The following is a 23,873-nucleotide window of genomic DNA, read 5'->3' on the forward strand; positions in this document are numbered from 1 at the left end:
GCCCACGACGATGGACGTAGACGACGAGGATGAAACCCTCCCGATCAGCGCGGGGAGTGAGTGGTGGCATGCCACCGTGTCGTTCCCGAGCGGCGCCGGGGTGAGCCGGAAGGCCGCCCAGGCGCTGGCGTCCGCACTGCACGACCAGCGGTTCCACTTCCTGCGCAAGAACGATGGGCTGCGGCTTCGTACCGAGCGCTCCGCGGCCGGCCTGTTGGACGGGCTTGTCGCCGACCAGCTGGCCACCGGCTGGGTCGGCGGCGTCTACGAGCCGGAGACCGAAGCGTTCGGCGGCCCCCAAGGCATGGACGTCGCCCACGACGTGTTCTGCGCGGACAGCCGTGCCGCCCTCGCCGAGACCGGTGCCCCGGGTACCAGGGAACGCTGCGTCCTGCTGATGTCCACCATGGTCCGGGTGGTCGGCCTCGACCCGTTCGAGGCCGGTGACGTGTGGGCGAGGCTCGGCTCCCTGCGGCCCTCCGTCACCCCGCCCACCGGCCCTGCGCTCGACCGGGCCGTCGCAGCCATGCGGCGCCTGATGAACGCCGATGCCGCCAGGCGGCCGAATGCCGAGCCCGGCTGGTCCGAGCGCGTGGCCGCGTTCGAGGCCGCGGGGCACCAGCTGAGGCAGCTGGCCGCCGACGGTCGGCTGACGCGCGGTCTGCGCGCCGTCCTCACCCACCACGCGATCTTCGCCTTCAACCGCGCGGGGGTGCCTGCCGAGGAGCAGGCCGCAACCGCATGGCTGGGCCGCCATGTTGCCTTCGCTGACGGGGAAGCAGCAGACGTGCCTACCCACCGGTCCGCCTCCGCGGCCCCTAACCTCACCCGAGTGGAGACCGCCCTGACCCCCGACACCAACCCCGCCGACCTGCGCGAAACGCTCGTGAACCGCCTCGTCGACGGAGAGCACCTGCGCACCCCCGCCGTCATCGCTGCCTTCCGGGACACCGAACGCCACCGGTTCCTCCCCGACGTCGACCTGAAGACCGCGTACGTCGAGGACGCCGTGCCCATCAAGCACGACGAGACGGGCGAGATGATCTCCTGCATCTCCGCGCCCTCGATCGTCGCCACCCAGCTGGAGCAGTTGGGCGCCGAGCCTGGGCACAAGATCCTGGAAGCCGGGGCCGCTACCGGCTACAACGCCGCGCTCCTTGGCCAGCTCGTGGCCCCGGTCGGCCACGTGTGGACCGTGGACGTCGACCAGGACCTCGTCGACCGTGCCCAGAAGAACCTCGCGCAGGCCGGGGCCGCCTCGAATGTGTCGGTCGTGCTGGCCGACGGCGCTGCGGGCCTCCCCGAGCACGCCCCGTTCGACCGCATCCAGTTCACCGTCGGCGCCGGCGACATCCCCGTCACGATCCTCGACCAGCTTGCCCCCGGCGGACGCCTGGTCATCCCGATGCGGATCCGCGGCAGCATCTCGCGCTCCTTCGCCTTCGAGCGCGACGCCGACACCTGGCGGACCGTCTCGTGTGAGATGGCCACGTTCGTGCCCCTGCGCAAGGGCGCGTGCGACGACATCTACACCGTCGTACCCGTGGCCGGTGAGGGCAACGTGCGCCTGGAAACCTTCAGCGAGCAGAACGTGGACCGCGAAGCCATGCGCACCGTCCTGGACCAGCCGCAGACCAAGGTCTACTCCGGCGTCAAGTTCCGCCAGAGTGACCCCTGGGAGTGGCTGTACCTGTACCTGGCGTCGGTACTGCCCAACGGCCTGTCCCGCATGCCCGGCTCACGCCCCGGCTTCACCCCGCACTTCGGCTGGGGCTCCATGGCCGCGGTCGACGGCGAGAACCTGGCCTACCTGACCGTGCGCGAAGGCGACGACGAGCAGGGCAGATTCTGGGAGATCGGCGTCATCGGTCACGGTCCGCGCGCCGCGGTCCTTGCCGACCAGGTCGCCACCGAGATCGGGCAGTGGGCCCACGGCTGGGGCAACAACGCGAAGGAGCCGAGCTTCCGCATGGCCGTCGGCGACGCCCGCCACCAGCTGACGGCCGCTGACCCGTGCTTCGTCATCGACAAGCCCTGCAGCCGCCTGGTCGTCGACTGGCCTCGCAGCAGCTGAACCGATGCCTCCCGAGATAACGCGCCATATCCCGCTGGTCCGCCGGCCCAAGGCGCCCGGGTTACCCCTGGCCGAACGCATCACCCACCTCACCGAGCTGACCATCGAGCCCGCTGGCGCGAGCCACCACGATCTGGTGGCCCGCGCCAGCGGGGTCCTGAACTACGCCGCGCTGATCGCCTCCGACGTCGGGATGCCCGACCTGGCCGCCCAGCTGTGCTGGCGGCAGCATCAGGTCTTCGCCAAAGCCAGCAGCCTTGCGCAGGACATCGCCGTGATGTCGCTCATGCCACTGATCAACATCTCCCGGCTGCTGACCCGCGAGGGCGACGGCGACGGCGCCTACGACGTCCTCATGCGGCTGTACCGCGCTGCGCAGCGGCGCGACACAGCCACGATCCGCGGCCACGACGTCGATCTGTCCACGCTGATCCGCACCGAAGCGGACCACCGAAAGATCTGCGAAGAGCTGTGGTTGAGCCTCCTCATCGACGGCGCAAGAGCACTGGCGCGGAGCGGCCACTGGACGAGGGCCGCCGAAGCCATGGCCGCGCACCGCGGTATCGGAAACCGGCTCCTCGACGGACGCCAGATCATGATCATGTCCCTGATGGAACGCGGCCTCGACGAGCAGGCTCGCGCCACGATCGCGTCCACCGTCCCCACGGAACCATGGGAAACCGCCGTCGCGGCCCTCCTACGCGTCACCTGCCGGCCCCAGACCGCACCAACACCGCAGCCGGAAGTCGAACTCGCTCTGCGAGAGGCACTCGCGCTGATCACCCCGCCCGACCCCTCGACCGCGGCCTTCCAGGCCCGAGTCGGACTGACAGCCCTCGACCTGACCCGTGACCGAACCAGCCCCCACACCGACCTCCTGCGGGATGCTGTCGTCGACGTGGCCACCCTCGACGCCTACGCCGCCCGCGACGTCCTGAACCACCACCTGGCACGTTCCCACCTGACCGGCGAGCAGCGACACAAGCTCGACGCCGTGCTCGCCGCATCAGCGCTCGGCGCCGGGAACCTCTCACCAGCACACACCCAAGCCCTCACCGCAGCCGTGGACGAATCCGAGGCCGCCCTCCACGCGCTTCTGTGATCCAGGTCTTGCGGCGGGCCATCGGCACGACAGGCGCCAGTCAGCGGGTGCCCGGAGAGATACCGAACGGGCGCGCCACGGAGCGGTCGATCCACGGATAGGCCGCGTACGCCCGAGTGGCTATCCTCCTGCCCTTGCCGACCGAACTCGGCTCACGCCGGTACCCGCCCACCGCGATCACCGGTCCACGCTCATGCCTTGTCCGCACCGGCTGAACGCGCCCGCGTATTCAGCTCCGACCAGCCGCCGCGGTCATCGCGTCGCTGGAGGAACGCAGAGATACCGGACGGGGGCCCCGCGCGCCGCGTCGAGCGCGTACCTGACCCCCCGCTCCGCGTGCGGGGGGAGAAAGTCACCCAGCGCGTGAGAAGGGACCCATCGGTACGAGAGCAGTTCGTCGGCGAGCGCGATCCTGGCGAAGCACAGCCCACCGTCGAAGACGTGCCCCGTTCCCTCAGGCGCGCCCTCCCTGGCCGCCACCTGGTAGACGGCCAGCAGTCGTTCGGGGAACAGCTCCAGACCTGTCTGGGCACGCACCAATCGGCGGCAAGCCAGAGGAAGCTGCTCCTCCGGCTCGGCGCTGCCGCCGGGGAGCGTCCATCGACCGGAGCCGGTGTGCTGGGTCCTGGTCTCGATGAGGAGCACCTCGTCCGCCCGGTTCCGTAGCAACGCGAACCCGGCGAGTCGCCGAGGCGGGTGATGAGGGCGCCTCGCCGGCTTCGTCGTCAGGCTCGGCATGCGCCACCGCCCAACGTGAAGATGAGGCTCTTTCCGCCGGTGGTCAGCTCGGTGCGCCACGCGGCGGCCAACTGGTCCAGCAACGCCAGTCCCCGGCCGCTCTCGGCCAGTTCCGTCGGCTGGCGTCGGCGTGGCAGCGTAGCGCCGCAGTCGTGGACCTCGACCTGCACGCTTCCGTCGACGGGCGAGGGGGAGTGGCAGACCAGGTAGAAGTGCGAACCCTCGGCGTGGAGCACGGCGTTCGTCACCGCCTCCGAGACCAGGAGTTCGACCACGGAGCGGTCGATCCACGGATAGGCCGCGTACGCCTGTGTGGCTATCCTCCTGGCCTTCGCGACCGAGCCAGGCTCGCGCCGGTAGCCTCCGACCGCGATCACATGTCCACGCTCATGCATCGTCCGACCTTTCGAGGAAGCCCTCTTGGGCGGTCCAGCTCAGTGGCCCGCTGGAGGAGCCGAGGTTGGGGGAGACGACGGCCGTTGCCAGCACGAGCAGCAGGGCCGACGACGTCCGAGGTGGTGTCCGACTGCCTCTTCCGTGACATGAGCGCCTCGCCGGGATGGCTGCACTGAGGGCGACTACACGTCGGAGTCTTCGTGGAACGTTCCGTGCGCAATCGAGTATTGCGTTACGAAGCGTCGTAACGCAACCAACTCCCCAAGGCATAACTGAGCGTGATCTCCGCCTGCCTTACGGCCCGTCACCTGCGCTAGGCTTGACGGCAACGCAGCAGCTGGGGAGCAACTTTGCAGGATCGGACCAACGGACCGCTTCTCCTCCGCCGGCTCGGTGGAGAGCTTCGGCGTGTCCGGAGGGAGTCGGGCATCAGCCAGGCGGTCGTGGCCAAGGCACTGCGTTGCTCGCAGGACACGGTCTCCAACATCGAACGCGGCAGGAAGAAGCCGACCGACAAGCAGATCGAGCGGATCCTGACCACGTGCGAGGCGAGCTCGAACGACTGCGAGCTGGTACTCAAGCTGGCGGGCGAGGCCGGCGAGGCGGATCGCGCCTGGTGGGACGAGTACCAGGACGTGTTCTCCCCGAAGCTGCTCCGCTTCTTCGCCTACGAGGACGCGGCCGAGGCGATCCACTCCTACAGCGCCACGTACGTTCCCGGCATGCTGCAGACCCGCAGGTACGTCGAGGCATTCGCCGAGTTTCTGCAGTCCGACGAGAGCCTCGCCTACCGCAAGAGGTTCGTTCAACTGCGCCTGGAGCGACGCCGGGTCATCGACCAGGGCGACAAGCTGGTGCGCTGCGTCTTCCTGGAGGCCGGACTTCGCGCCGCGGTGGGCGGTCCCGACGTCATGCGTGAACAGATCGCGTCCCTGATCGAGCACGCCCGCCGCCCCAACGTCTCTCTGCACCTCATCCCGTTCGCGGCAGGCGCGGCCGCCCTCGCCGGGCCGCCGTTCACGGTCATGACGTTCCCCAGCAGCACGGATCCCAACGTGCTCTTCTCCGAGATGACGAAGAACGGAGAGTTCTCGGAGGAGCAGCTCACCGTGGAGAAGGCGCTCCGGAGATTCGACCACTTCCTGCGCGCAGCCCTGTCGGAGGACGACACCGTCCGTCTTATGGAGAAGGTAGCCCGCGAGCTATGAACACCGACCGCAACGCCTGGTTCAAGTCCTCGTACAGCCCGGCCAACGGAGACTGCGTCGAGATCAAGGTCGTCGACCCCACCAGCATCGGCATCCGCGACTCCACCGACCCAGCCGGCGCCCGCCTGCACATACGCACCGACGTGTGGACTTCGTTTTCCCGAGCCGTCGCCAGCGGCCAGTTCCAGCGGGAAGCACCCTAAGGGCGGCTGGCCCTGACCGGTGGCACAGGCCCGCGCGCCCCCTGCCGGTGCCAGGGGCCCGTGGCATTTCCGGGACCCGACCCGAAGGGACACGATGCCGGGAGGGGCCCCTGTCCTGGCCGGTCAGGATGACCACCATCGCTGGAACGCCGGATTCCAGTGCCAGCCCAGGTGGTTGCTATCCCTTCCAAGGGCGATGAGGACCGTCATCCCCTCCGACCTCGGCCGCCGCATGCTCGCGTTGTTGCCCCTTCCAGGGGCGATGAGGACCACCGGGTGGTGGGGCCGGCTGGTCACGCCGGTGTCGTTGTTACCCCTTCCAGGGGCGATGAGGACGGCGACGCCGGCCGCCCGCAGCTCGCACGCGAGGTGTTGTTACCCCTTCCAGGGGCGATGAGGACCCCAAGGTAAAACCGCTGATGGCAGTACTCACTAGACCGGCGCAGATGCCGAGTTTTGCAGCAGACCTCCGGTCGTGTAATCGAGGTCGGCGTGCTGCTGAAATCGTAGGCTCGTGCCGAAGTCGGCAGGAGACCTCCGAGTCGGTCGTCGGTGAGTTCGGGCGGTAAACGCCAGGGTGACGGCTAGGTTGTGGCGAGTGTAGGCGGGACGGAAACGATCGGCGTGGACCTGTGCCCACGCAAGATCGTGGACGGTTCGAGACTCGTTCGGCACGGGGCAATCTGCGGCCGTTCAACGACAGCGGCGTGAGGCGACGTCTCACGGCATGGTCGGTCAACGTGGCGTCGGCCATGGACCGGATGACGCTCTGCTGAGTTCGGCGGCTGTCGTCTTCGTCGCTGCGATCACCGGGTCGGTGACTGTGGGCATGACGACGGTTGGCTTCAGAAGGAGGGCGGAACCCATGATGGAGTCGTTCCACATGATTGGGGCCGCACAGCTGTTCCACCCCGGCGTGCACTCCTGAAGGCCGATGGCGTAGCCCTGGTCGCGGACGTCTTGGAGCGATCGGAGGAGTGCGTCGTTGTCTCGGTAGGCACCCGGGCCGGCTTCATCCGGAACGGGTTCGGCCAAGACACGCCGTTGGATGGTCTCGGGTAGATAGGCCAGGATAGAGCGGCCACTGGCACCAGTGCGTAGGGAACGAGTAACCGCGAGGACCTCGCGGGGGGTCATGCCCAGTTCGAGCAGGTCGGAGTCGCCGACCGCCATGTCGATGCACTGACGCTGGGCTCCGCCGAACGGGGCGAGGGCGTAGAGCATGGCGAGGCCGCCGTCGGTCGCCTCACGCAATCTCTCCAGGGCGGCACGTGCGGCGTCACCGGGAGCATGGGCGAGGGCGTGCATGCCGAGGTAGGCGGTGTTCATCCCCAGGCGGTATCGGCCGCGGCCGACCCGTTCGAAGACGCCTTGGTAGACACCTGACTGCAGGATGCGGAAGACAGCGGAGTCATCGAGCCCGGACCTCTCCGCCAACTCGCCCGGCCCGTGGACGTCGCCGCCGAGTTCGGCGAAGGCCTGTTGCACCCGGAAGACCCGTTCGGCGTGGCTGGTGCCTCCCAAACGAGCGCTCAGTTCGCGCTCGACGATGGTTCTGGTTTCATCGGGTGACATCGAGCGCCAGCTTGCCGATGTGGTCGCGTGCTGCCAGGCGGGAGTGGGCGACGGAGGCTTCGCCGAGCGGGTAGATCTTCCCGACGATGGGCTTGAGGTCGCCGTCGCGGACGGCCTGGAAGAGTTCTTCCATGCTGGTGGGCAGGGCGCCGCGGTCGCCGTAGAGGTGTGGCAGCCAGAAGCCCGAGACGGTCAGCGACTTCTCCATCAGGGCGTGGGTCACCACCGTCGCGGCTTCGCCGGACGCGTAGCCGTAGACCACCAGTCGACCCCGGGGCGCCAGGGCGGCGAGGGTGGCCTGGAGAACCTTGCCGCCGGTCATCTCCAGGGCGACCTGTACCGGACCGCGGGCGGCTTCACGGATTCGGTCGGTCAGGTCGTCCGCGGTGGAGTCGACTACCGCGTCGGCGCCGAGGTCGCGGGCCACGTGCCGCTTCTGCTCCGTGCTGGCCAGGGCGATCACCGTCGCGCCGGCCCGCTTTGCCAGTTGGACGGCCAGCGAGCCAACGCCGCCCGCAGCAGCCGGAATCACCACCCGCTCCCCGGCCCTGAGACCGGCGGCCGTGAAGAGCAGGTGCCAGGCGGACTGACCCTGGAGGGCGAGAGCGACGGCTTGGTCGTCGCTGATGTCGTCGGGGACGGGCCAGGCGACGCGGCGGTGTACCAGGGCCTGTTCCGCGTAGCCGCCGCCGGGTGTCAGTCCGACGAAGCGCTGTCCGTCCGGGGTCGTGCCCACGACCTCGTTGCCCGGGATGTAGGGCAACGTGACGGGGGCGAGGTAGGTGTTGCCCCGTACGTGGACGTCCGCGTAGTTCACGCCCGCGCGGCTGACGTTCAGCAGGTGGTGAGCGCCGCGTGGCTGCGGGATGGGGACATCGGCGATGCGCAGCACCTCTGGTCCACCGAACTCCTGCATCGAGATAGCGCGCACTGTTCTCCTCAGTGTTGTGTCGGAGCTGATATCGCCTGGAAAAGCGGTTCGTGTCAGATTGGTTCTTCTCGCCTGGCGAGAAATGTGACCTCCTGCGGGGTCACCTTTTCTCGCCAGGCGAGTAACGAGTGCGTATTTCTTCGACTGTCCCATCGCGCGTTGACATGGAGAGGAATGCGAGATAGGAAAGACCGCGAAGAGTCGCGCTACGCGTCGAAACTATCGCCAACACATCGGCGGGTCTGACGAAACGGGCACGTGCCAGCGTTACTCGGTGCCTTGCTGTCATTGATCCTCGGAAACTTGCGGGGCCCTACATGAGCTCGATGAGGGAGAAGACAACGATGCGTCACCAAACGTCGACTGGCCGGACCGCAGCGGAGAGCGGACAAGTGCAAGACGATGGGCAGCGGAGCGAAGACCGATCTTCTTCGCCAGTTGAGAAGCGGACCCACGAGTTGGTCATCCGGCTGGGCACGGAGGATGGGGAGGTTCTGACTTTTCTGCTACCCGCCTCGTCTGGGGCCACAGACGTTGGCCGTCCAGTCGTATCATCTGATCGCCTCGCCACTGGGAAGGAAACGCTCGACGCAGCGTGCTGGCTGATGCCGACTCTATCGCGCGATTTCATCGCGCACGTTCTACAGCTGGATTCAGACACGGAAGACTGATGAGTGGTAGCGAAGTTGACGCGCCAGGAGGGATGGCCCAGAGCTGCGAACGCGCGCAGGGCTACCAGCCGCAGTTCCCCTCACGCGGCCTGACCCGGCCATCTATCAGTTGGTCTTGGAGCGCATGGGCCTATCCGGCCCGAATTGTGTCTTCGTCGACGACGACCAGACCGTCAACCTAGCTCCGGCGAACGCACTGGGCATCACCACTGTGCACGCCGCCTCAAACACCGACTATCTCGAAGGCCTCACCGAGATACTCGACCTGCCCCGGGATGAGGGACGGCGCGGCATCGCGAGGAATGCTGGTGCCCGGCGGCACTTCTGACGTGGGTGATGCGGTGTGTAGCACGCTGCTACCGCATTGGCGGACACCATTGGGGCGTTGCCGTCTTTCCACGGTCACGTGCTTGACAAGGGACGTGACGGTCGCCTAGGTCATGGGGCCATGAGCGAGGCCGGAAAGACTGCTGACCGAAGCGGTGGCGTGTGATATCTGTCTGAGGAGGGCGTGACGGCAAGAGGGGGGCCATGTCGGGAACGCACAACGAGTTCAGTGGGACGGCCCACCACGTCGTTCAGGCGGGCTCCGTCGGTTCCGTGCACATCCACGGACAGCCCTCAACCGTCCAGGCGCTCGACGGGCTGCCGCCCCGCCACGGTCCTCTCGTCGGACGGGACACGGAGCTGGCGGCAGCGCTGCGGGCGCTGGAGCCGAAGCCGGAGCTTCTGGGCCTGGCCGTGATCGGTCAGGCAGGCGTCGGCAAGACGGCGCTGGCCCTGGAGGCGGCACACCGCGTGGTCGGAGAGGGCTGTTTCCCTGGCGGGGTGCTCTACGCCGACCTGGGGGGCCGTGACTCCGAACGTCCCGTCACGACCCAGGAGCTGCTGGCAGAGCTGCTCCGCATGCTGGGCTTCCCCGGTGATCGGCTGCCGACCCATCGCATCGGCCTCACCGCCCTGCTCCGCACGGAACTGGTGCGACAGGGCGAGCGACGCGGCGCTGTTCTCATCGTGTTGGACAACGTGTCGGGTGACGCCCATCTCGCCGAGTGTCTCCCGCCCGAAGGGCCACACCGTGTCCTGGTCACCTCACGCGCGCCGCTGGAGATCCGGGGCATCGTGGCACTGCGTCTGGCCCCGCTCGACGCCGAGCACGCCCGTGCCGTTCTTGGCCCGGCGGGGACGGCCTCAAGGGCTGACCTGGACGAGATCGCCCAGCTGTGCGGCAGGCTGCCGCTGGCCCTGAGCGTGGCGGCGGCGCGGCTGCGGGAGGGCCAGGAATCGGCGACCTTGCTCCTGGCCGCGCTGCGCTCCGAGTCGGTGCGGCTCGCCGAACTCGACATGGAGCCCGCCTTCGACGTCTCCTATCAGGCCCTCTCACCGACGGACGCGCGTCTGTTCCGCCTGCTCGGCCTGCATCCCGGCACCCTCATCGACGCGACGTCGGCGGCGGCTCTCGGCGGGAGCTCCGAGAGCGAGACGGGACAGGCCCTGCGCCGCCTGCGTCGGGCTCACCTGCTGGAACTCGGCGACACGCACGGCCGGGTGCGTTTCCACGATCTGACGCGCCTGTACGCCCGCCAGCGCCTGGCCGACGAGCCGGAGGCGGAGCGCGGGGCGGCCCTGGATCGTTTCCTCGCGCTCTGCGCCCAGCGGGTCGCGGGGGCGGGCGATGAATGGTTCGGACAGGAGCGCCGTACGCTCGCGGGTGCCGTGGAAGTGGCCATGGCCGCGGGCCTGTACGACCGTGTGGAGCCGGTGGCCGCGCCTCTGGCGAGGTTCCTCGTCCGGCAGGCCCGCACCGTCGAAGCCCTGAACCTGCTCCGGCAGATGGTGCTCACGGCTCAACGGCGGGGGGACCTGATCCGGGAAGCGGACCTGTTCCTGGCGATGGGCACCCAGTACGGGAACCTCCACCACAGGGAGGCCGCCTGGACGTGCGTGATCGCCGGTCACGCCCTCCACGAGCGCCGACGCGTGACCGCGACCTCCTCCCGTGAGCTCTTGGGCGACATCTCCCTGGAGCACGAGGACCACGAGTCCGCCGCCAGGCATTTTCGCGCGGCGGTCAAGGGGTGGGAGCGGCTCAGCGACCGGCGCAGACTCGCCATCGCCCTCAGCCGCCTGGGCGAGGCGTACGCACTCCTCGGACGGGACACCGAGGCATGGCACGCGTTCCGGCGCGCGGTCGCGATCGCCCACGCCGCGGCCGAGCCGTATGCCGCCTGCCTCGCACACCTGAACCTGGCCAAGCTTGCGCAGGGATTCGCCACCTGGCCCTTCCCCCGGGACGAGCCGCCCGCCGACTGGGAGTCGGCCCGGTTCCATGCCTCCCAGGCGCTCTCCCTGGCTCACCGGTCCGGTGACGTCGTTGATGTCATCGGCGCCCTGATCGTGGCGTCGGCCGCGCTCAACGGGGCGGGGGACGGGGAACCGGCCCTCACCACGGCGCGGCAGGCCGTCCGACTGGCCCGCGAGCACCGGCTGCCCCACGTCGAGGTCGCGGCGCTGGTCCAGGAGTCGTTGGTACTGGAGGGACTCGGCCGAAGTGACGAGGCGCACGAGCGGCAGACGGCGGCCGGGACGCTCAGCGACGCCACGGAGGCGGGCGGACCACCGCCGGGCACCCCGGAGCCGCCCGCACCGTCTCCGCCTCGCCTCGACCGGACCGTCGTGCTGCGCTCCCTGCTCCTGCCCGCTCTCGGCGTCGCGATCGCCCTGGTCACCCTCGTGTTCCGTGGCTGGAGCTGGCTGTGGACCGGCTACGGTGTGCTGATGTCGGCCGCGTTGTGGGGGCGCTGCCACCTGGCGCTGAGGTCGCCGCTCGAGGGCATGCGAGGGCGGGCGGAGGAAGTCCCCATCGACCTGGCGCCGGTCGCGGCTGCCGTGTTTGCGTGCCTCGCGTCCCTCTCTCACCAGGCCCTCGCCGACGTTCTGTGGTGGGTCTTGGCAACGTTCATCGGCTTCGCCGACACGTGGCTCAGGGAAGTCCTGCAGAAACGCGAGGAGCGGCGGGCCTCGCGTTTGACCAATGATATTTGAGCCATCCGGGCACACCTATCACTTATTGCTGATGCGCAGGTGAGTCGTTGTCATGGGCCGCTGGAGTGAAAAGTCTCCGTCGTGCGCCGCCGTTCCCCAGAACGGGAGCCGACGGAACGGCGAGGAAGCGGCTGAGCGCACCGGGCTTTGGGGGCTATCGAGGATTCTCGACCCGGCTGATGTGGTCGACCATCGACCGGACCACCTGCTGGCTGCTGTGCGAGAGCTGGGAGAAGCGAAGGACCATCTCGCAAAAGCTCTCTGCTTGGAGGGCGTCGAGGAGCGCGGGTTGACTGGCCAGGGCATGGACGGTTGCGAGACGTTCGTCGGTCTGCTCGCCTGCCCAGCGGGCGAACGTGCGCAGGTCGTCGTCCTCCAGGGCGTCCAGGAGGGCGGGATCGTCGATGAGGGCGGTCAGGGCGTTGCGATGCTGGGGTGTGAGGGAGCTGACGCGTAGGGCCGTCTCGCGCACTTCGTCTCCGAAACTGGTGAGCAGTTGCAGGCGGGCCAGGAACGCGTGGAGGGTGGGGAGGTCAGCGGCAGTTTCCGTTGCTCCCTGGAGTGTGATGCTGCGTACGCCGCGTTGTTTGAGGGCGTGCAGCACCTCCAGTTCCGACTCCAATTGCTCGACGTCGGCGTCCTCGTCGCTGAGGTAGCCGATGGGCAGGCGGTAGTACATGGCCAGCGCGCGGAGGTGGCTGAGCTTCGGGTTCGTTGACCTGCCGGTGACCAGTTCCCAGTAGTACGGGCCCGAGATGCTGATGCCGGTGGTCTCGGTGATGCGGCGGGCCGTGGAATCGTAGGAGGGCGGCTGTTCGCCCGGCGGGGTGGTCAGGTCCCTCAGCCATTGCAACTTCTGCGCGAGTGTGCGACGCCCCTTGCGCGTGGCGCTCTGCGCGGTGCTCGTGCTCATCAGCGTGTGTGCCTTTCGCGCCTTTCGGCCCAGTACGTGGTCGAGCGCACTGTATCGCCGGCGAGTGGTGAGCCCGAGAAGGTTCCGGGGCGCCGTGGCTCGTTGTGGCGACGCTGCGCGGTCTTGGACGTGTGCTTGCCCGTCGTGGTCATTCGTCAGCTTGAACGGTCTTCGATGTCCTCACCTGTCACCTGTCACCTGCCGCGTGGTGAGGGCGAGGACGTGGAACGGCGGGCGCGGAGGCAGGCCCAGAGCGTGCCGGCCGCGGCGATGCCCAGCGCCTGGAGGGTGGCTACCACTCCGTTGGGCGATCCGGCGGTCTTGGCCGCGGTGAGGAGGCCGGCGACCAGGAGGGCGTAGGGGAGCAGGAAGAGGATGGTGCGGCCGGTGCGGATGGTGTTCATGGCTGGGTTCCTCTCGGGTGGAGAAGCTGGTCGATGTCGCGGAGGGCTTGTTCGTTGCCGGGGGTCGGTGCCCGCAGGAGGAGTAGGCGGAGGGAGTCGGCTTCGGCGCGGGCCTCGGGTGGTGGGAGGTGCCGCCAGCACGCCACCGCGTTGCTGACGGCGCGGATGGTGGTGTCGTGCTGGGCTCCTAGGTGAACGTTCCACGCGGCGGCGAGGTATCGCCAGATTCGCCACCCGGATGAGTGGTCGAGTGCGAGCCAGGCGATCTGGCCTCGGACGGAGCCCGCGGCCAGGGTGTGGAGATGGCCGGGTCCGTACTGGGCGGAGAGCAACGCGATCAGTTCGTCGGTCTCCCGAGCCGCCTCCGCCAGGCGGCCTCGGCGGGCGCAGGCGCAGATCTCACCGAGGCGGCTCCGGTATGGCTCGGGAAGGTGCTCGTGAGGGTGGTCCGTCACGTCTTCGCCAGGACCAGGCACCGCGGTCTGCTGCAGCGGCACGCTTGAGCCGTTGGCGTGGACCTGGATGGCCGTGGTGTAGCCGGCTTGGTCGTCGCGGATGATGGCCTGGACCGCTGATCCCAGGGACGCGGCGCGGCGTTGCAGGGTTGTGAGGACCACGCTGTTGAGCGGCGCGTCCGTCGGTGGGGGGACGGGCTGGTCGTCGACGAAGCAGGTGCCGTTGCTGGTGATGGTCACCAGCACCGTGGGAGTGTGGGGGTGGGGGGCGTTCATGGGCGGGTCGTCTTTCGTTGGTCAGATGGTGCTGGTGCCGCTTGCGTCGGGGAAGGCGGGCTCCGCCCAGCCGCGGTAGCGCAGGCGCCAGTGGCCGTCGGTAAGTTCGTCGCGGGGGACGACGGCGATCTCGCCCTCGCCGCGGTAGTCGTCGAGGACGTCGTTGCTGGCGACCAAGCCGTCGCCGAGGTAGAGCGCGACGTGACCGGCGGCCTGGCCGGTGTCGTAGAAGAGCAGCGCGCCGGCGGGCGGTGAGGTGTCGCCCGGGTGGGCAAGCCCGGCGTCGACCAGACGGGCCCAGTGGTCATTCGCCGTCGCCGAGCCGCTGTTCGCCCAGCCGTACGTCTGGGCCACGAAGCGGTCGCATTGGCGGTACCAGCCCGTCTCCCCCTCTGCGTTCCAGGCAGCGGCGATCGCCTCGGTGGGAGTACGCGGGTTGCGGGCCGTGAAGTCGGCGGCTGGGTCCATGCCCCCGCCGCTGTCGCATTCGACGACCGACGCCACCGCGTGCATGCCCCATGCGCCGGAGACCAGTCCGCCGGCCGTCTCCTCCCACTTCGCGTACTCCTGGGGGTAGGCGCTGCGCTGGACCGCCTGTGCGACGTCGGTGAGGGGCCGAGTCTCCCAGTCGGAAACGCCGAGCAGCGCGTCGTAGAAGCGGTCGGAGGCGTGGATCGGGTCGGTCAGCTGGGTGGCGGTGCCCCAACCCTGGCTGGGTCGCTGCTGGAACAGGCCGACGGAGTCGCGATCGCCATGGTCCAGGTTGTTCAGCCCGGACTCCTGAATGGCGGTCGCGACGGCGATCACCGCCGCCCGCGGAGGGAGCCCGCGCGTCCTCGCTACGTTGGTGATGGTGGCCGCGTTCCGAGCCTGCTCCTCGGTCAGCTGGATGCTCTCCTGATGCCCCTGCGGATCGATCGGCACGACCACCTGATCGGCCGACGCCTGCTCGGCGCCCTCGAACAACACCGGGGCGCCGCCGACGCAGGCATGGCCGTTCGCGTGGCTGATCCCGGTCGCGGCGACGAGGGGAAGCACGAGCACCGGACACAGTCCGAGCCCCAGGAGGAGCGCGACGGCCTTCCCGGAATGCCTCACGAGAGGCATCGCCTAAACGGGTGTAGATGTCGAAGATCTAGCAGCGGCACGAACGGTCCCTTCTCTAGCTGTTCCGAGGTGTCATCGGCCGTGGCGTTGAGCCTTAGAGCCCATGAAGAACCAGGCCGCAGGCGGCTGCAAGGCGCCGCGCCTCGCCGAGATCATAAACACTTGTAGTTGTCGAGCGGTCACTATACGTTGTGCCGCATTCCGCCGCTGGCGGGTTCGACCCGCGATGGGATGAGAGGCAACGAGGTGTCCGTTTCGCAGCAAGTCGTGCTCCTGGCCGCCAACGGCGGCATCGGGGACCTCGTCAACGGGGTTGCCCCGGACTGGGGTCCGTTCGCCGAACTCGGCGACACGGCGCGCACTGTCGTCCAGGCGATCATGGCCGGCGTCATCGTGGCCCTGCTCGGTCGCGCCGCCCTCGGCGCCTTCCACATCAAGGTCGGCGAGGGCCAGCACGACGTCGCGCAGGTCTCCAAGGGCAAGAAGGACGTCGGCGGTTCGCTGATCGGCGCCTTCGTCGTGGCCTCCCTCGGCACGATCTTCACCCTCGTCTACGGCCTGGGGATCTGACGTGGCGCGCGACGACCTGCCGCCAGCACCGCGCCGGGGGACGAGGCTGCTGGGAGGCGACGCCGAGGGCCCGGTGGCGACCCCGAAGTCCTGGTGGCGAGGAGCGGCCATCGCCGGCGTGGGCTTCGCCCTGCTGGTGCTCCTCGCCGTGGCGGTCAACATGACGAAGCCCGACGACCCCGCCCCCGCGCCCGGATCGACGTCGCCACCCGACATCGCCCTCGGCACGCCCGACCACGGGGCCGGGGTGCGTTCCGGCGGAGACCCGCGGACCTCCGGGCGCCAGCTGGTCGACGGCGTTCCCGTGGGCTACCCCCATACGGAGGCCGGCGCCGTCCAAGCAGCCGTCAACTACCAGGTCGCCCGGTCCTCGGCCGCCTACTTCGTCGATCCCGCCACCCGTCACCGGGTCATCGACGCGATGGTGACCGTCGAGTCGCGCGAGACGCTGACGCGCAACGAGGACGTCGGGATGGCGCAGGCGCTCTTCTCGCTGGGCATCGACAGCGGCAACGCCGACGGGGACACGCTGGTGGCGCGCGCGGCACCGTTGGGCACCAGGATCGACAGCTACTCCGAACAGGTCGCCACCGTCGAGGTCTGGATGGCCGGGCTGATCGGCGTCACCGACGAACGGGCGCCGCTGCCGGTCTCGGCGTCGTGGAGCACGTACACCCTCACCCTCCAGTGGCAGAACGACGACTGGAAGCTCGCCGCGATCAGCTCTGCGGCCGGCCCGACCCCGCTCGACACGGGCAGCGCCGTCCCCAGCTCGGTGGCGGAATTCCGTTCGGCTGACGAGGCGTTCGATGCACCGCCGTTCGTGGGCTGAGGGCAGCTGGCGGCTGCGCCTGGTCCTCGTCGTCGGCCTGGCGGCCACGATCCAGGTGCTGTTGGCTCCCGACGCGGCCCGGGCCAGCGAGGTCGGTTTCGCACCGTGCGAGGACATCCCGTTCGCGGACGCGGTCTGCGACGCCGTCAGCTCGGTCAACGAAGCAGTCGACTTCGCCAGCGACCCCCTCGGCTACGTCGCTGACCTCTTTAAGCAGGCCGTCACCCACCTCCTCACCGAGATGGTCGACGTTCTCCTGGCCACCACGACCATCGACTGGAACGACCCCGGCTTCCTGCGCACGTACGGCATGGCGTTCGCCGTCTCCTCCGTCCTCACCGTGATCCTCTGGCTGATCGCGGCGGGCAAGCGGGCGTTGCAGGGCGTGCCGCCGCTCCAGGCGGTCACCGAGTCGATCGGTTGCTTGCTCCTGTCCGTCGTGGTCTCGGCACTGGCGCCGGCCGCGGTCGCCTACGCGACGCAGATGTTCGACCAGGCGGCCGAGGCGATGTTCGCCCCGGTGGCCAGCGACGCCGGTGAGATCGCCGGCACGGTCACCGCGGCGATGGCGGTCCTGGCGGTGGTGCCGGGCGGACCGATCATCCTCACGTTCCTCGCCCTCGGACTGCTCACGGCGGTCGCCGGCGTGTGGATGGAACTCATCGTCCGCGACGCGCTCATCCTGTCCGGCCTGGTCTTCGGGGTGACGGTCTTCAGCGGACTCGTGGACCGGAACCTCTGGGGCCACGTGAAGCGCTGGGTCGGCGTGATGGGGGCGATCATCGCCAGCAAGTACGTCACGCTGACGACCATCGCCCTGGCCACCGGGATGCTCGCCAGCGACGGCGGAGACGAGCCGTCGGTCGGGCAGTCGTTCGCCACGGTGTTCACCGCGATCGCCCTGCTCTGGCTTGCCCTCTACCTGCCGTTCCAGCTGGCGAAGTTCCTGCCGCTGCTCGGCGACGAGGTGCAGGGGATGTACCAGGCGCGGGACGACTTCAAGGACCGCGCGCAGAACGTCGGCGGGCAGGTCGGCGACACCTTCAGCGAGCTGAAGGGCCGGCTCGGCGGCGGCGGTGCCGAGGGCGGCGGTCAGGGAGGCGTCGAGGGCGGCGCGGAAGCCGGCGCGGGGGAGACGGCGGCGGCCTCCACCGGCGTCGGCGCCGCCGCGCTGGCCGGCAAGAAGGCGGTCGACGTCACCGCGGAGCAGACGGAACGAGCCGCGGAACGTGGCGTGGACGCGGCCAACGGGGACGACGCCGCTCGCACGGAGGCCGGCGCCGAGTCGGCGACGGTCCCGAGAGGCGACCGGGACGCCGAAGGGGCCTCCTCCGCCCCCGACACGACGGCGACAGGTCCGCCAGGAGGGCCGTCGTCCCCAGGAACGCCCGACACGTCATCGGCCGGCACCGCCGCCGGGAGCGCCGAGGCACCCGACTCGACCGCCGGGACCGAACAACCGCCGCTGTCCTGGCCGCCGGCCGCGCCTTCCCACGAGGAGCCGCCCTCGCTCGCGACCGAGAAGCGGGCCACCCCACCAGACCCCGCCGCCCCCTCCGACGAGGAGTAACACGATGACCCGCACCTTCACCTTCCCCCGACCTCGCCCGCGCGGTCTGCTCGGCCGCCGGCTGGAGGCGGACGAGCAACTGGTCCTCGGCGCCGGGTTCGTCGGCGGCCTCCTCCTGGCCTGGCTCGTCGGCAGCGTGCTCCTCAAGGTCGTCGGCTTCGCCGCCGTCGCGGGCACCTGCGCCTGGGCCACCCTCGCGCCCTACCGGGGCCGCACGTACCTGAAGTGGTTCGAGATCAACCGCACCCACCGCAGGCTCCTGCGCGACGGTGCACTGCTCTACCGCTCACGGGCGCCGGAGGGCGGCATGTTCGCCGACGGTCGCCGTGCCGCGGTCGACGTACCGCCCGGCGTGCCCCGTGACATGGAGTGGATCACCGCCCGCACCGTGTTCGGCGATATCGCGATCCTTCTCCAACCCCACGAGCCGCTGTTCACCGCGGCGATCGAGGTCGAGGCCATGCGCGACTTCGGCAGCCTCGACACCGACGACAAGGAAGCCCTGATCCGGGCCTACGAGTACCTGCTGAAGGCGACCGCGGACGGCGGCGGCCGGATCCGCCGCCTGCAGTGGATCACCCGCATCATCCCGACCGACCCCAACGCCCACGCCCGGGACGCCGCCGCCCGCCGCGACCCGCACGCGCCCGCCTGGCTGCACCAGTCCTACGACGAACTCATCCGCCAGGTCGCCGTCACCGCCGAGGACCGACGCCTCATCCTCGTCCTCGGCATCCCGTACACCAAGGAGCTGGTCGCCGAGGCACGCCGCTACGCCACCCTTCACCAGGGCTACGCGATCACCCTCGGGAAGGAGATCGAGGCGTTCGTCCGTAACCTGGCCCGCGGCCAGCTCCGCCACGTCCGCAACCTCCACGAGGCCGCGCTCGCCTCCTACCTCCACCACGCCTACGACCCGGGCCACTGGATCGACGACACCACGGGCATGGACCGGGTCACCGCCTGGCCGGCCGAGCTCGACGCCCGTCATCACGACCACCTGGTCTCCCGCAGCTGGGAGACCTCGACCGAGGCATGGTGCTCCCGCACGGCCTGGATCAGGCAGTGGCCCATCCAACCCGCTGGCATCAACTTCCTCGCCCCGCTGCTGCTCTACGTCCAGGACGTCATCCTCTCGGTCGCCATCACCATGGACCTCGTCCCGGCCGACCGGGCCATCACCGAGGCGATGGCCGACGCCACCAACGAGCTCGGGCAGGCCGACAGGCGCGCCGGCAGGATCGAGGACCCGCGCGAGCAGAAGGCGCAGCAGGCGTCCCTCGGCACCATGCGCGAGATCGCCAACGGAGCGGCCGGCATCCGCCTCACCGGCTGGGTCACCGTCACCTCCCCGAACGCCGAGGCGCTGCGCCGCGACGCGGACACCATCCGCAACGCCGCCACCCGCAGCCACCTCCGCCTGGAGTGGTGCGACCACGAGCACCACCGCGCCTTCGCCAACACGCTGCCGTTCGCCGGCGGCCTGCTCAACGAGGGCCGCTGACCCGATGCTGACGATGCTCCGCGCCCAGACGCAGACCCGCCGCCGCGCCATCCGCTCCACGACCACGAACGCCTGCGGCCTCTACCCGGCCGTCGGCGCCGCCGGCATGGACCCACGCGGTGTGATCATCGGCCGCGAGGCGTACAGCGGCAAGGCCTACATCTTCGACCCGTTCGTCCTCTACGACCCCGCCGCCCGGGTCCGCCTCCCCAGCGGCCACGTCCTGGTGCTCGGCAAGAGCGGCCACGGCAAGTCGGCGCTGGAGAAGACGTACGTGCTGCGCCAGCTCCGCTTCCGCGACCGCAGCTTCTGCGTCCTCGACGCGCAGGGCGAGGACGGCACGGGGGAGTGGGACGGCATCGCGCGCGAGCTGGGCATCACCCCCGTCCGCCTCGTCTACGGCGACGCCGACGCGGCCGACGGCATCCGCATCAACCCGCTCGACCCGCGCATCCCGCAGGAGCACCAGTTCAAGGTCCTGGTCTCCATGCTGGAGATCCTGGGCGGCGGCCACCCGCTGACCTCCCGCACCCGCTTTGCCCTGTCCGAGGCACACAAGACGGCGGCCGAAGCGGCACGGACCGGGCGCCGCCCGCTGATCCTCTCCGACATCCTCAACGCCCTGACCGCGCCGCGCCAGGCGCTGCTCGGACGGCAGCCGGTGACCCCGGACGAGCTGATCGAGTGGGGACAGCCCGCGGCGCTCGCCCTGGACGAGCTGTGCAACCCCGACCGCGAGCTCGCCGGCCTCTTCGACGGGCCGACCAGCGAGGGCATCGACCTCGACGCGCGGCTGATCGTCTTCGACCTGACCCGGCTGCCGCGCGAGGGCCAGGCCATGCCGCTGCTGATGGCCGTCATCGGCCCATGGATCCGCTTCGGCTGGATCCGGCCGGGCGACGACATCAAGCGGACGCTCATCGTCGAGGAGGCCTGGCACATCCTCAGCCACCGGCCCGTCGCCCGCCTCTTCGAGGAACTCGTCAGGTACGGCCGCCGGCTCGGCCTCTCCTTCTGGGCCGTCCTCCACCACCTGGCCGACCTCACCCTGGACGAGGCACCCGAGGCGGCCGCCATCCTGAAGCTCACCGCCACGCGCGTCCTCTACCACCTCGACCGCGAGGAGGCAGAGATCACCGCCGACTACCTCGGCCTCACCACCTGGGCCCGCAGAGCACTCCCCGACGGCGCGAACGTCTGCGCCCCCGGCCGCGCCATCTGGCAGGTCGGCTCCCGGATCAACCTGGTGGAACACATCAGGACCGCCACTGAAATCCGGTTGACCGACACAAACCGGAGGATGTCCGAACGCGCCAACACCGGGCCCGCCTCCGAGCCGACCGCGCCCCTGCTGCGCCTGCGGAAGGGCAGTGGTATCGGATGATGCCCACGGCGGCCACGCCGAGGACCGCACCCCGGATGCGCCTCGGACGCGACGCCGTGTGGGTGCTCCCGCTCATCGCGACGTTCGCGCTGTCCGTGCTGCTGTGGTCGTCCGCCGTCCTCTCGGGAATCCTCGACCACGGCCGGCCCGCGACGCTCGGCTGGCGCACCGCGGGCTCGGCCCTCCCCACGCTTCTCACCCACCCCGCGGAACTTCCGGCCGTGTGGCCACCGGCCAACGGCGTCGGCGGCCCCATCGCCTTCTGGTCCTGCTTCGTCGCGCTCTTCGCCGGCTCGGTCGTCGCCTCGTGGCAGGTGCCCCAGTGGTGGAAACGCCGCGGCGCCGATGGCGCGGACGGCCTGGCCAGCACGGCCCAGCTCGTGAAGGCGATGGGCGAACGACAGGTCCTCGCCCGCGCCGCCTCGCTGCGCCCCACCCTCCACGCCAAGGACCCCAAGGCCGTCACCATTCGCGACATCGCCGTCCACGTCGGCTGCGCCGACCCCGCCGGCATCCCGCTGTGGATCGCCATCGAGGAGAGCGCCGTCCTGGTCGCCCCGCCCCGCGAGGGCAAGACCAGCCAGATCATCCTCCCGGAGATCCTGGAGTTCCCCGGCACCGTGCTCGCCACCAGCTCCAAGACGGACGTGCTCTACAACACCGCGGTCCTACGCGAGAAGCACGGACCGGTGTGGGTGATCGACCCGACCGGCCTGTCCGGCTGGCCGCACCAACTCCGTTGGCCTCTCACGGCCGGCTGCGAGCGGTACCAGGTCGCCCGACGGCGCGCCGAGACGCTGGTCGCCACCACCAAGAGCGAGGAGGGCACGACCAACGGCGGCTACTTCGCGCTCAACGCCAAGACGCTGATCACCTGCTGGCTCCACGCGGCCGCGCTGAACCACCGACCCGTGACCGACGTCCTGAGTTGGGCCGCCGACCCCGACAACCGCGAGGCCGTCGACCTCCTCATCCTCCAGGGCAGGCACGCCCTCGCCGAGGCGCTGGCCGGCCAGCACGCCGCCGCCGAGGAGGAACGCAGCGCGTCCTGGCGCACCGCACAGCAGCCGTTCGTCGCGCTCTACGACGACCGCGTCGCCGAGATCTTCGCCCCGGCAGACGACGCGAACGTCTTCGATCTCGACCGCTACCTCACCGAGTCCGGGACGCTGTTCCTCATCGGCGAGGAGGACGAGGACTCCGCGCTCGCCCCGTTGAACGCCGCCTTCGCCAGGGCCCTCTTCGACACGGCCAAGGCCATCGCCGGCCGCGCCCCGAACGGCCGGCTGCCCGTCCCGCTCGGCTGTTTCCTCGACGAACTGGCCAACGTGGCACCGCTGCCGGAGATCCCCAGCCTGATGAGCGTCAGCGGCTCCCAGAACATCTTCGTGATGGCGGTCCTCCAGTCCTACGCCCAGGCGGAGGAACGCTGGGGACAGCTCGGCGTCCGCAAGATGTTCGCCGCCGCCACCGTCAAGATCTTCCTGGGCGGCATCTCCGACCCCGAGGAGCTGAAGGCCTACAGCACGCTGGCCGGCGAGTTCGACGAGGACGTCGAGAGCATCTCGGACGACGGCGACCGGGTCTCCGTCTCCACCTCGCTCCGCCGGCGCCCCGTGCTGGAGCCCGCCGACATCCGCATGATCCCCGAGCGCGGTGGGCTGGTCTTCCACCGCCGCACGCCGCCCACGTTGGTGTCGTTCACCCGGGCCCACGAGGGACCGCGCGCCGAGGAGATCAAGACCGCGACCCGCACCGCTCGGGAACGAGTGAAGGCGGCCACCGATGGCTAGCGGCAACGGCCTCGACGACATCTTCGCCTTCCTGGAGTCGATGAACTCCGAGCTGGTGTCGCAGGGCGAACGCCTCACGGCCCTGGAACGGAACCGCGCCACGACGACCGGCGGCCGAACCGCCGAGCCCGCGGCGGAACGCGTCCCCGGCTCGGCGGTGTGCTGGCACGCCCTGGGGGAGCGGGAGCGGTCAGCGCTGTGGCCCGAGTTCGTGCGGTGGGTCGTCTGGGCCGCCGACCGCTACGAGCTGACCAACGACCAACTGCCCCGCGCCTGCTGGTGGCAACACGGCGCCGTCGTCGAGGAACTCACCGCGCTGTGGACCTCCCACCGGTCGGCGTACTCCGGCGACGAGGACGCCGGCGCCGCGCCGTACCTGTGGCAGGACGCCCTCGCCAGGGCGATCGAACGCATCGGCCGGCTGTGGATCGGCACCTGCCGCAACGGTCACCACCGCGACCGCCACCGCCAGACCTGGGCCGGCGACGAGCCCTACCTGAACGGCCTGCTCGCCGCCGGCCCACAGCAGACCGTCGAGACCTGACCCAGCAACGACCCGACAAGGAGAAACCCGTGGCGATGAACCGCTACGGCGTGGCCGCCCGCGCCCACTGGCAACGGTGGCTGCCCACCCGCTACGCCGCCCTTCCCGACCCCACCGCCTACTTCACCGTCCTCGGCGAGGAAGTCGAACAGCGGGTCGGCGACCTGTGGGACGACCTCGTGGACGCGGACGAGGCACCCGCCGACGAGACGCACGAGCAGCGCGTGGGCCGCCTCGGCCTGCTCAAGGTCTGGGCCGAGAACGAGGTCCTCAAGGAACTGGTCTGGCTACCGCCCGAGGCCGAGGCAGTGGCTGCGGACGAGACGGACGACGACGCCGGGCTGGAGAGCGACGAACAGTTCGAAGCCCGCACGCGTCGCCTCCGCGAGCGGACCGAGCGGCTGGCCGCCACCGCCGACGCCCTCCTCGACGGCACCCCCCGCCTGGAGGACCTCGACGACGAGCAGCTCCGCTCCCTCCTCGACTACCTGCCCCCGTCCTTCCCCCGGCTCCTGGGAACCTCCGTCGAGGAGCTGCGCGCCCATGGGCGCGACCTGTAGCGGCACCCACCGCGACCA

Annotated in this window: 21 protein-coding genes, 1 pseudogene and 1 CRISPR repeat array; of the genes and pseudogenes, 14 read left to right on the top strand and 8 right to left on the bottom strand. The window is 69.9% G+C overall.

Annotated features, from left to right (window positions below):
* Positions 1 to 10 precede the first annotated feature (10 nt).
* Both fxlM and ABGB06_RS23500 read left to right on the top strand, forming a co-directional pair.
* Positions 11 to 2,074, top strand: a complete 2,064-nt coding sequence (gene fxlM / locus ABGB06_RS23495) for a methyltransferase, FxLD system (RefSeq protein ID WP_347592576.1) — start codon at positions 11 to 13, stop codon at positions 2,072 to 2,074.
* Positions 2,075 to 2,210: 136 nt separating this feature from the next.
* The gene (locus ABGB06_RS23500; RefSeq protein WP_347592578.1) at positions 2,211 to 3,176 is read left to right on the top strand and encodes a hypothetical protein; all 966 of its coding nucleotides are present in this window, start codon (positions 2,211 to 2,213) and stop codon (positions 3,174 to 3,176) included.
* 252 nt (positions 3,177 to 3,428) lie between these two features.
* On the opposite strand, the gene ABGB06_RS23505 is transcribed toward ABGB06_RS23500, so the two are convergent.
* Together ABGB06_RS23505 and ABGB06_RS23510 are read right to left on the bottom strand one after the other, a co-directional pair.
* Complete coding sequence (locus ABGB06_RS23505) at positions 3,429 to 3,914, bottom strand: NUDIX hydrolase (RefSeq protein ID WP_347592580.1); 486 nt, start codon at positions 3,912 to 3,914, stop codon at positions 3,429 to 3,431.
* Positions 3,902 to 4,291: an ATP-binding protein gene (locus tag ABGB06_RS23510; RefSeq protein WP_347592582.1), complete on the bottom strand. Its 390-nt coding sequence runs from the start codon at positions 4,289 to 4,291 to the stop codon at positions 3,902 to 3,904. The genes ABGB06_RS23505 and ABGB06_RS23510 overlap by 13 nt, the downstream gene beginning before the upstream one ends.
* Before the next feature lie 369 nt (positions 4,292 to 4,660).
* On the opposite strand from ABGB06_RS23510, the gene ABGB06_RS23515 reads away from it, so the two are divergent.
* The gene (locus ABGB06_RS23515) at positions 4,661 to 5,518 is read left to right on the top strand and encodes a helix-turn-helix transcriptional regulator (RefSeq protein WP_347592584.1); all 858 of its coding nucleotides are present in this window, start codon (positions 4,661 to 4,663) and stop codon (positions 5,516 to 5,518) included.
* Positions 5,515 to 5,721, top strand: a complete 207-nt coding sequence (locus tag ABGB06_RS23520) for a DUF397 domain-containing protein (protein ID WP_347592586.1) — start codon at positions 5,515 to 5,517, stop codon at positions 5,719 to 5,721. The genes ABGB06_RS23515 and ABGB06_RS23520 overlap by 4 nt, the downstream gene beginning before the upstream one ends.
* 174 nt (positions 5,722 to 5,895) lie before the next feature.
* A CRISPR array of direct repeats spans positions 5,896 to 6,123; the repeat unit is 31 nt; unit sequence GTTGCTATCCCTTCCAAGGGCGATGAGGACC.
* Between the two features lie 333 nt (positions 6,124 to 6,456).
* Here the strand turns inward: ABGB06_RS23520 and ABGB06_RS23525 are convergent.
* Positions 6,457 to 7,296, bottom strand: a complete 840-nt coding sequence (locus ABGB06_RS23525) for an IclR family transcriptional regulator C-terminal domain-containing protein (protein WP_347592588.1) — start codon at positions 7,294 to 7,296, stop codon at positions 6,457 to 6,459.
* Positions 7,283 to 8,227, bottom strand: coding sequence for a zinc-binding dehydrogenase (locus tag ABGB06_RS23530; RefSeq protein WP_347592590.1), 945 nt, complete (start codon positions 8,225 to 8,227; stop codon positions 7,283 to 7,285). The genes ABGB06_RS23525 and ABGB06_RS23530 overlap by 14 nt, the downstream gene beginning before the upstream one ends.
* 744 nt (positions 8,228 to 8,971) lie before the next feature.
* On the opposite strand from ABGB06_RS23530, the pseudogene ABGB06_RS23535 reads away from it, so the two are divergent.
* Together ABGB06_RS23535 and ABGB06_RS23540 are read left to right on the top strand one after the other, a co-directional pair.
* Positions 8,972 to 9,226 (top strand): annotated as a pseudogene (locus tag ABGB06_RS23535) (HAD-IA family hydrolase); the annotation flags it as partial.
* 203 nt (positions 9,227 to 9,429) lie between these two features.
* Complete coding sequence (locus tag ABGB06_RS23540) at positions 9,430 to 11,943, top strand: hypothetical protein (protein WP_347592592.1); 2,514 nt, start codon at positions 9,430 to 9,432, stop codon at positions 11,941 to 11,943.
* 154 nt (positions 11,944 to 12,097) lie between these two features.
* Here the strand turns inward: ABGB06_RS23540 and ABGB06_RS23545 are convergent, their stop codons facing one another.
* The 4 genes from ABGB06_RS23545 to ABGB06_RS23560 form a co-directional block, all read right to left on the bottom strand.
* Positions 12,098 to 12,856 (bottom strand): hypothetical protein, encoded by a 759-nt coding sequence (locus ABGB06_RS23545; RefSeq protein ID WP_347592594.1) that lies wholly within the window; start codon positions 12,854 to 12,856, stop codon positions 12,098 to 12,100.
* Positions 12,857 to 13,050: 194 nt separating this feature from the next.
* On the bottom strand, positions 13,051 to 13,260 hold the full coding sequence (locus tag ABGB06_RS23550) for a hypothetical protein (protein ID WP_347592596.1): 210 nt from the start codon (positions 13,258 to 13,260) through the stop codon (positions 13,051 to 13,053).
* The gene (locus tag ABGB06_RS23555) at positions 13,257 to 13,991 is read right to left on the bottom strand and encodes a hypothetical protein (RefSeq protein WP_347592598.1); all 735 of its coding nucleotides are present in this window, start codon (positions 13,989 to 13,991) and stop codon (positions 13,257 to 13,259) included. The genes ABGB06_RS23550 and ABGB06_RS23555 overlap by 4 nt, the downstream gene beginning before the upstream one ends.
* Before the next feature lie 21 nt (positions 13,992 to 14,012).
* Positions 14,013 to 15,035, bottom strand: a complete 1,023-nt coding sequence (locus tag ABGB06_RS23560) for a hypothetical protein (protein WP_347592600.1) — start codon at positions 15,033 to 15,035, stop codon at positions 14,013 to 14,015.
* A gap of 294 nt (positions 15,036 to 15,329) precedes the next feature.
* Here ABGB06_RS23560 and ABGB06_RS23565 point away from each other — a divergent pair, with 294 nt between their 5' ends.
* Genes ABGB06_RS23565 through ABGB06_RS23600 form a run of 8 tightly spaced genes read left to right on the top strand, consistent with a single transcriptional unit; the run spans position 15,330 to position 23,855 of the window.
* Positions 15,330 to 15,668, top strand: a complete 339-nt coding sequence (locus tag ABGB06_RS23565; protein ID WP_347592602.1) for a hypothetical protein — start codon at positions 15,330 to 15,332, stop codon at positions 15,666 to 15,668.
* A 1-nt stretch (position 15,669) separates the two neighbouring features.
* A complete protein-coding gene (locus ABGB06_RS23570; RefSeq protein ID WP_347592604.1) occupies positions 15,670 to 16,500 on the top strand; it encodes a hypothetical protein in 831 nt (276 codons plus the stop codon).
* Positions 16,478 to 18,070, top strand: a complete 1,593-nt coding sequence (locus ABGB06_RS23575; protein ID WP_347592606.1) for a hypothetical protein — start codon at positions 16,478 to 16,480, stop codon at positions 18,068 to 18,070. The genes ABGB06_RS23570 and ABGB06_RS23575 overlap by 23 nt, the downstream gene beginning before the upstream one ends.
* A gap of 4 nt (positions 18,071 to 18,074) precedes the next feature.
* Positions 18,075 to 19,574 (top strand): SCO6880 family protein, encoded by a 1,500-nt coding sequence (locus ABGB06_RS23580; protein ID WP_347592608.1) that lies wholly within the window; start codon positions 18,075 to 18,077, stop codon positions 19,572 to 19,574.
* Between the two features lie 4 nt (positions 19,575 to 19,578).
* Positions 19,579 to 20,958 carry an ATP/GTP-binding protein gene (locus ABGB06_RS23585; RefSeq protein ID WP_347592610.1) on the top strand — a complete coding sequence of 460 codons (1,380 nt, stop codon included), beginning with the start codon at positions 19,579 to 19,581 and terminating at the stop codon, positions 20,956 to 20,958.
* A 35-nt stretch (positions 20,959 to 20,993) separates the two neighbouring features.
* On the top strand, positions 20,994 to 22,751 hold the full coding sequence (locus ABGB06_RS23590) for a TraM recognition domain-containing protein (protein ID WP_347592612.1): 1,758 nt from the start codon (positions 20,994 to 20,996) through the stop codon (positions 22,749 to 22,751).
* Positions 22,744 to 23,295, top strand: coding sequence for a hypothetical protein (locus ABGB06_RS23595; RefSeq protein WP_347592614.1), 552 nt, complete (start codon positions 22,744 to 22,746; stop codon positions 23,293 to 23,295). Before ABGB06_RS23590 ends, ABGB06_RS23595 begins: the two co-directional genes overlap by 8 nt.
* 35 nt (positions 23,296 to 23,330) lie before the next feature.
* The gene (locus ABGB06_RS23600) at positions 23,331 to 23,855 is read left to right on the top strand and encodes a hypothetical protein (protein WP_347592953.1); all 525 of its coding nucleotides are present in this window, start codon (positions 23,331 to 23,333) and stop codon (positions 23,853 to 23,855) included.
* Positions 23,856 to 23,873: the final 18 nt, after the last annotated feature.

This window comes from Streptomyces sp. B6B3, from assembly GCF_039871525.1.
In the GTDB taxonomy this organism is placed as follows: Bacteria; Actinomycetota; Actinomycetes; order Streptomycetales; family Streptomycetaceae; genus Streptomyces.

Excerpts from the sequence above, each read along its gene's own strand:
- ABGB06_RS23555 (WP_347592598.1), bottom strand. The coding sequence starts at position 13,991 with ATGAACGCCCCCCACCCCCACACTCCCACGGTGCTGGTGACCATCACC.
- ABGB06_RS23545 (WP_347592594.1), bottom strand. The coding sequence starts at position 12,856 with ATGAGCACGAGCACCGCGCAGAGCGCCACGCGCAAGGGGCGTCGCACA.
- ABGB06_RS23520 (WP_347592586.1), top strand. The coding sequence starts at position 5,515 with ATGAACACCGACCGCAACGCCTGGTTCAAGTCCTCGTACAGCCCGGCC.
- ABGB06_RS23550 (WP_347592596.1), bottom strand. The coding sequence starts at position 13,260 with ATGAACACCATCCGCACCGGCCGCACCATCCTCTTCCTGCTCCCCTAC.
- ABGB06_RS23585 (WP_347592610.1), top strand. The coding sequence starts at position 19,579 with ATGCTGACGATGCTCCGCGCCCAGACGCAGACCCGCCGCCGCGCCATC.
- ABGB06_RS23600 (WP_347592953.1), top strand. The coding sequence starts at position 23,331 with ATGAACCGCTACGGCGTGGCCGCCCGCGCCCACTGGCAACGGTGGCTG.
- ABGB06_RS23575 (WP_347592606.1), top strand. The coding sequence starts at position 16,478 with ATGCACCGCCGTTCGTGGGCTGAGGGCAGCTGGCGGCTGCGCCTGGTC.
- ABGB06_RS23595 (WP_347592614.1), top strand. The coding sequence starts at position 22,744 with ATGGCTAGCGGCAACGGCCTCGACGACATCTTCGCCTTCCTGGAGTCG.
- ABGB06_RS23540 (WP_347592592.1), top strand. The coding sequence starts at position 9,430 with ATGTCGGGAACGCACAACGAGTTCAGTGGGACGGCCCACCACGTCGTT.
- ABGB06_RS23565 (WP_347592602.1), top strand. The coding sequence starts at position 15,330 with ATGAGAGGCAACGAGGTGTCCGTTTCGCAGCAAGTCGTGCTCCTGGCC.
- ABGB06_RS23580 (WP_347592608.1), top strand. The coding sequence starts at position 18,075 with ATGACCCGCACCTTCACCTTCCCCCGACCTCGCCCGCGCGGTCTGCTC.
- ABGB06_RS23590 (WP_347592612.1), top strand. The coding sequence starts at position 20,994 with ATGCGCCTCGGACGCGACGCCGTGTGGGTGCTCCCGCTCATCGCGACG.
- ABGB06_RS23525 (WP_347592588.1), bottom strand. The coding sequence starts at position 7,296 with ATGTCACCCGATGAAACCAGAACCATCGTCGAGCGCGAACTGAGCGCT.
- fxlM (WP_347592576.1), top strand. The coding sequence starts at position 11 with ATGGACGTAGACGACGAGGATGAAACCCTCCCGATCAGCGCGGGGAGT.
- ABGB06_RS23505 (WP_347592580.1), bottom strand. The coding sequence starts at position 3,914 with ATGCCGAGCCTGACGACGAAGCCGGCGAGGCGCCCTCATCACCCGCCT.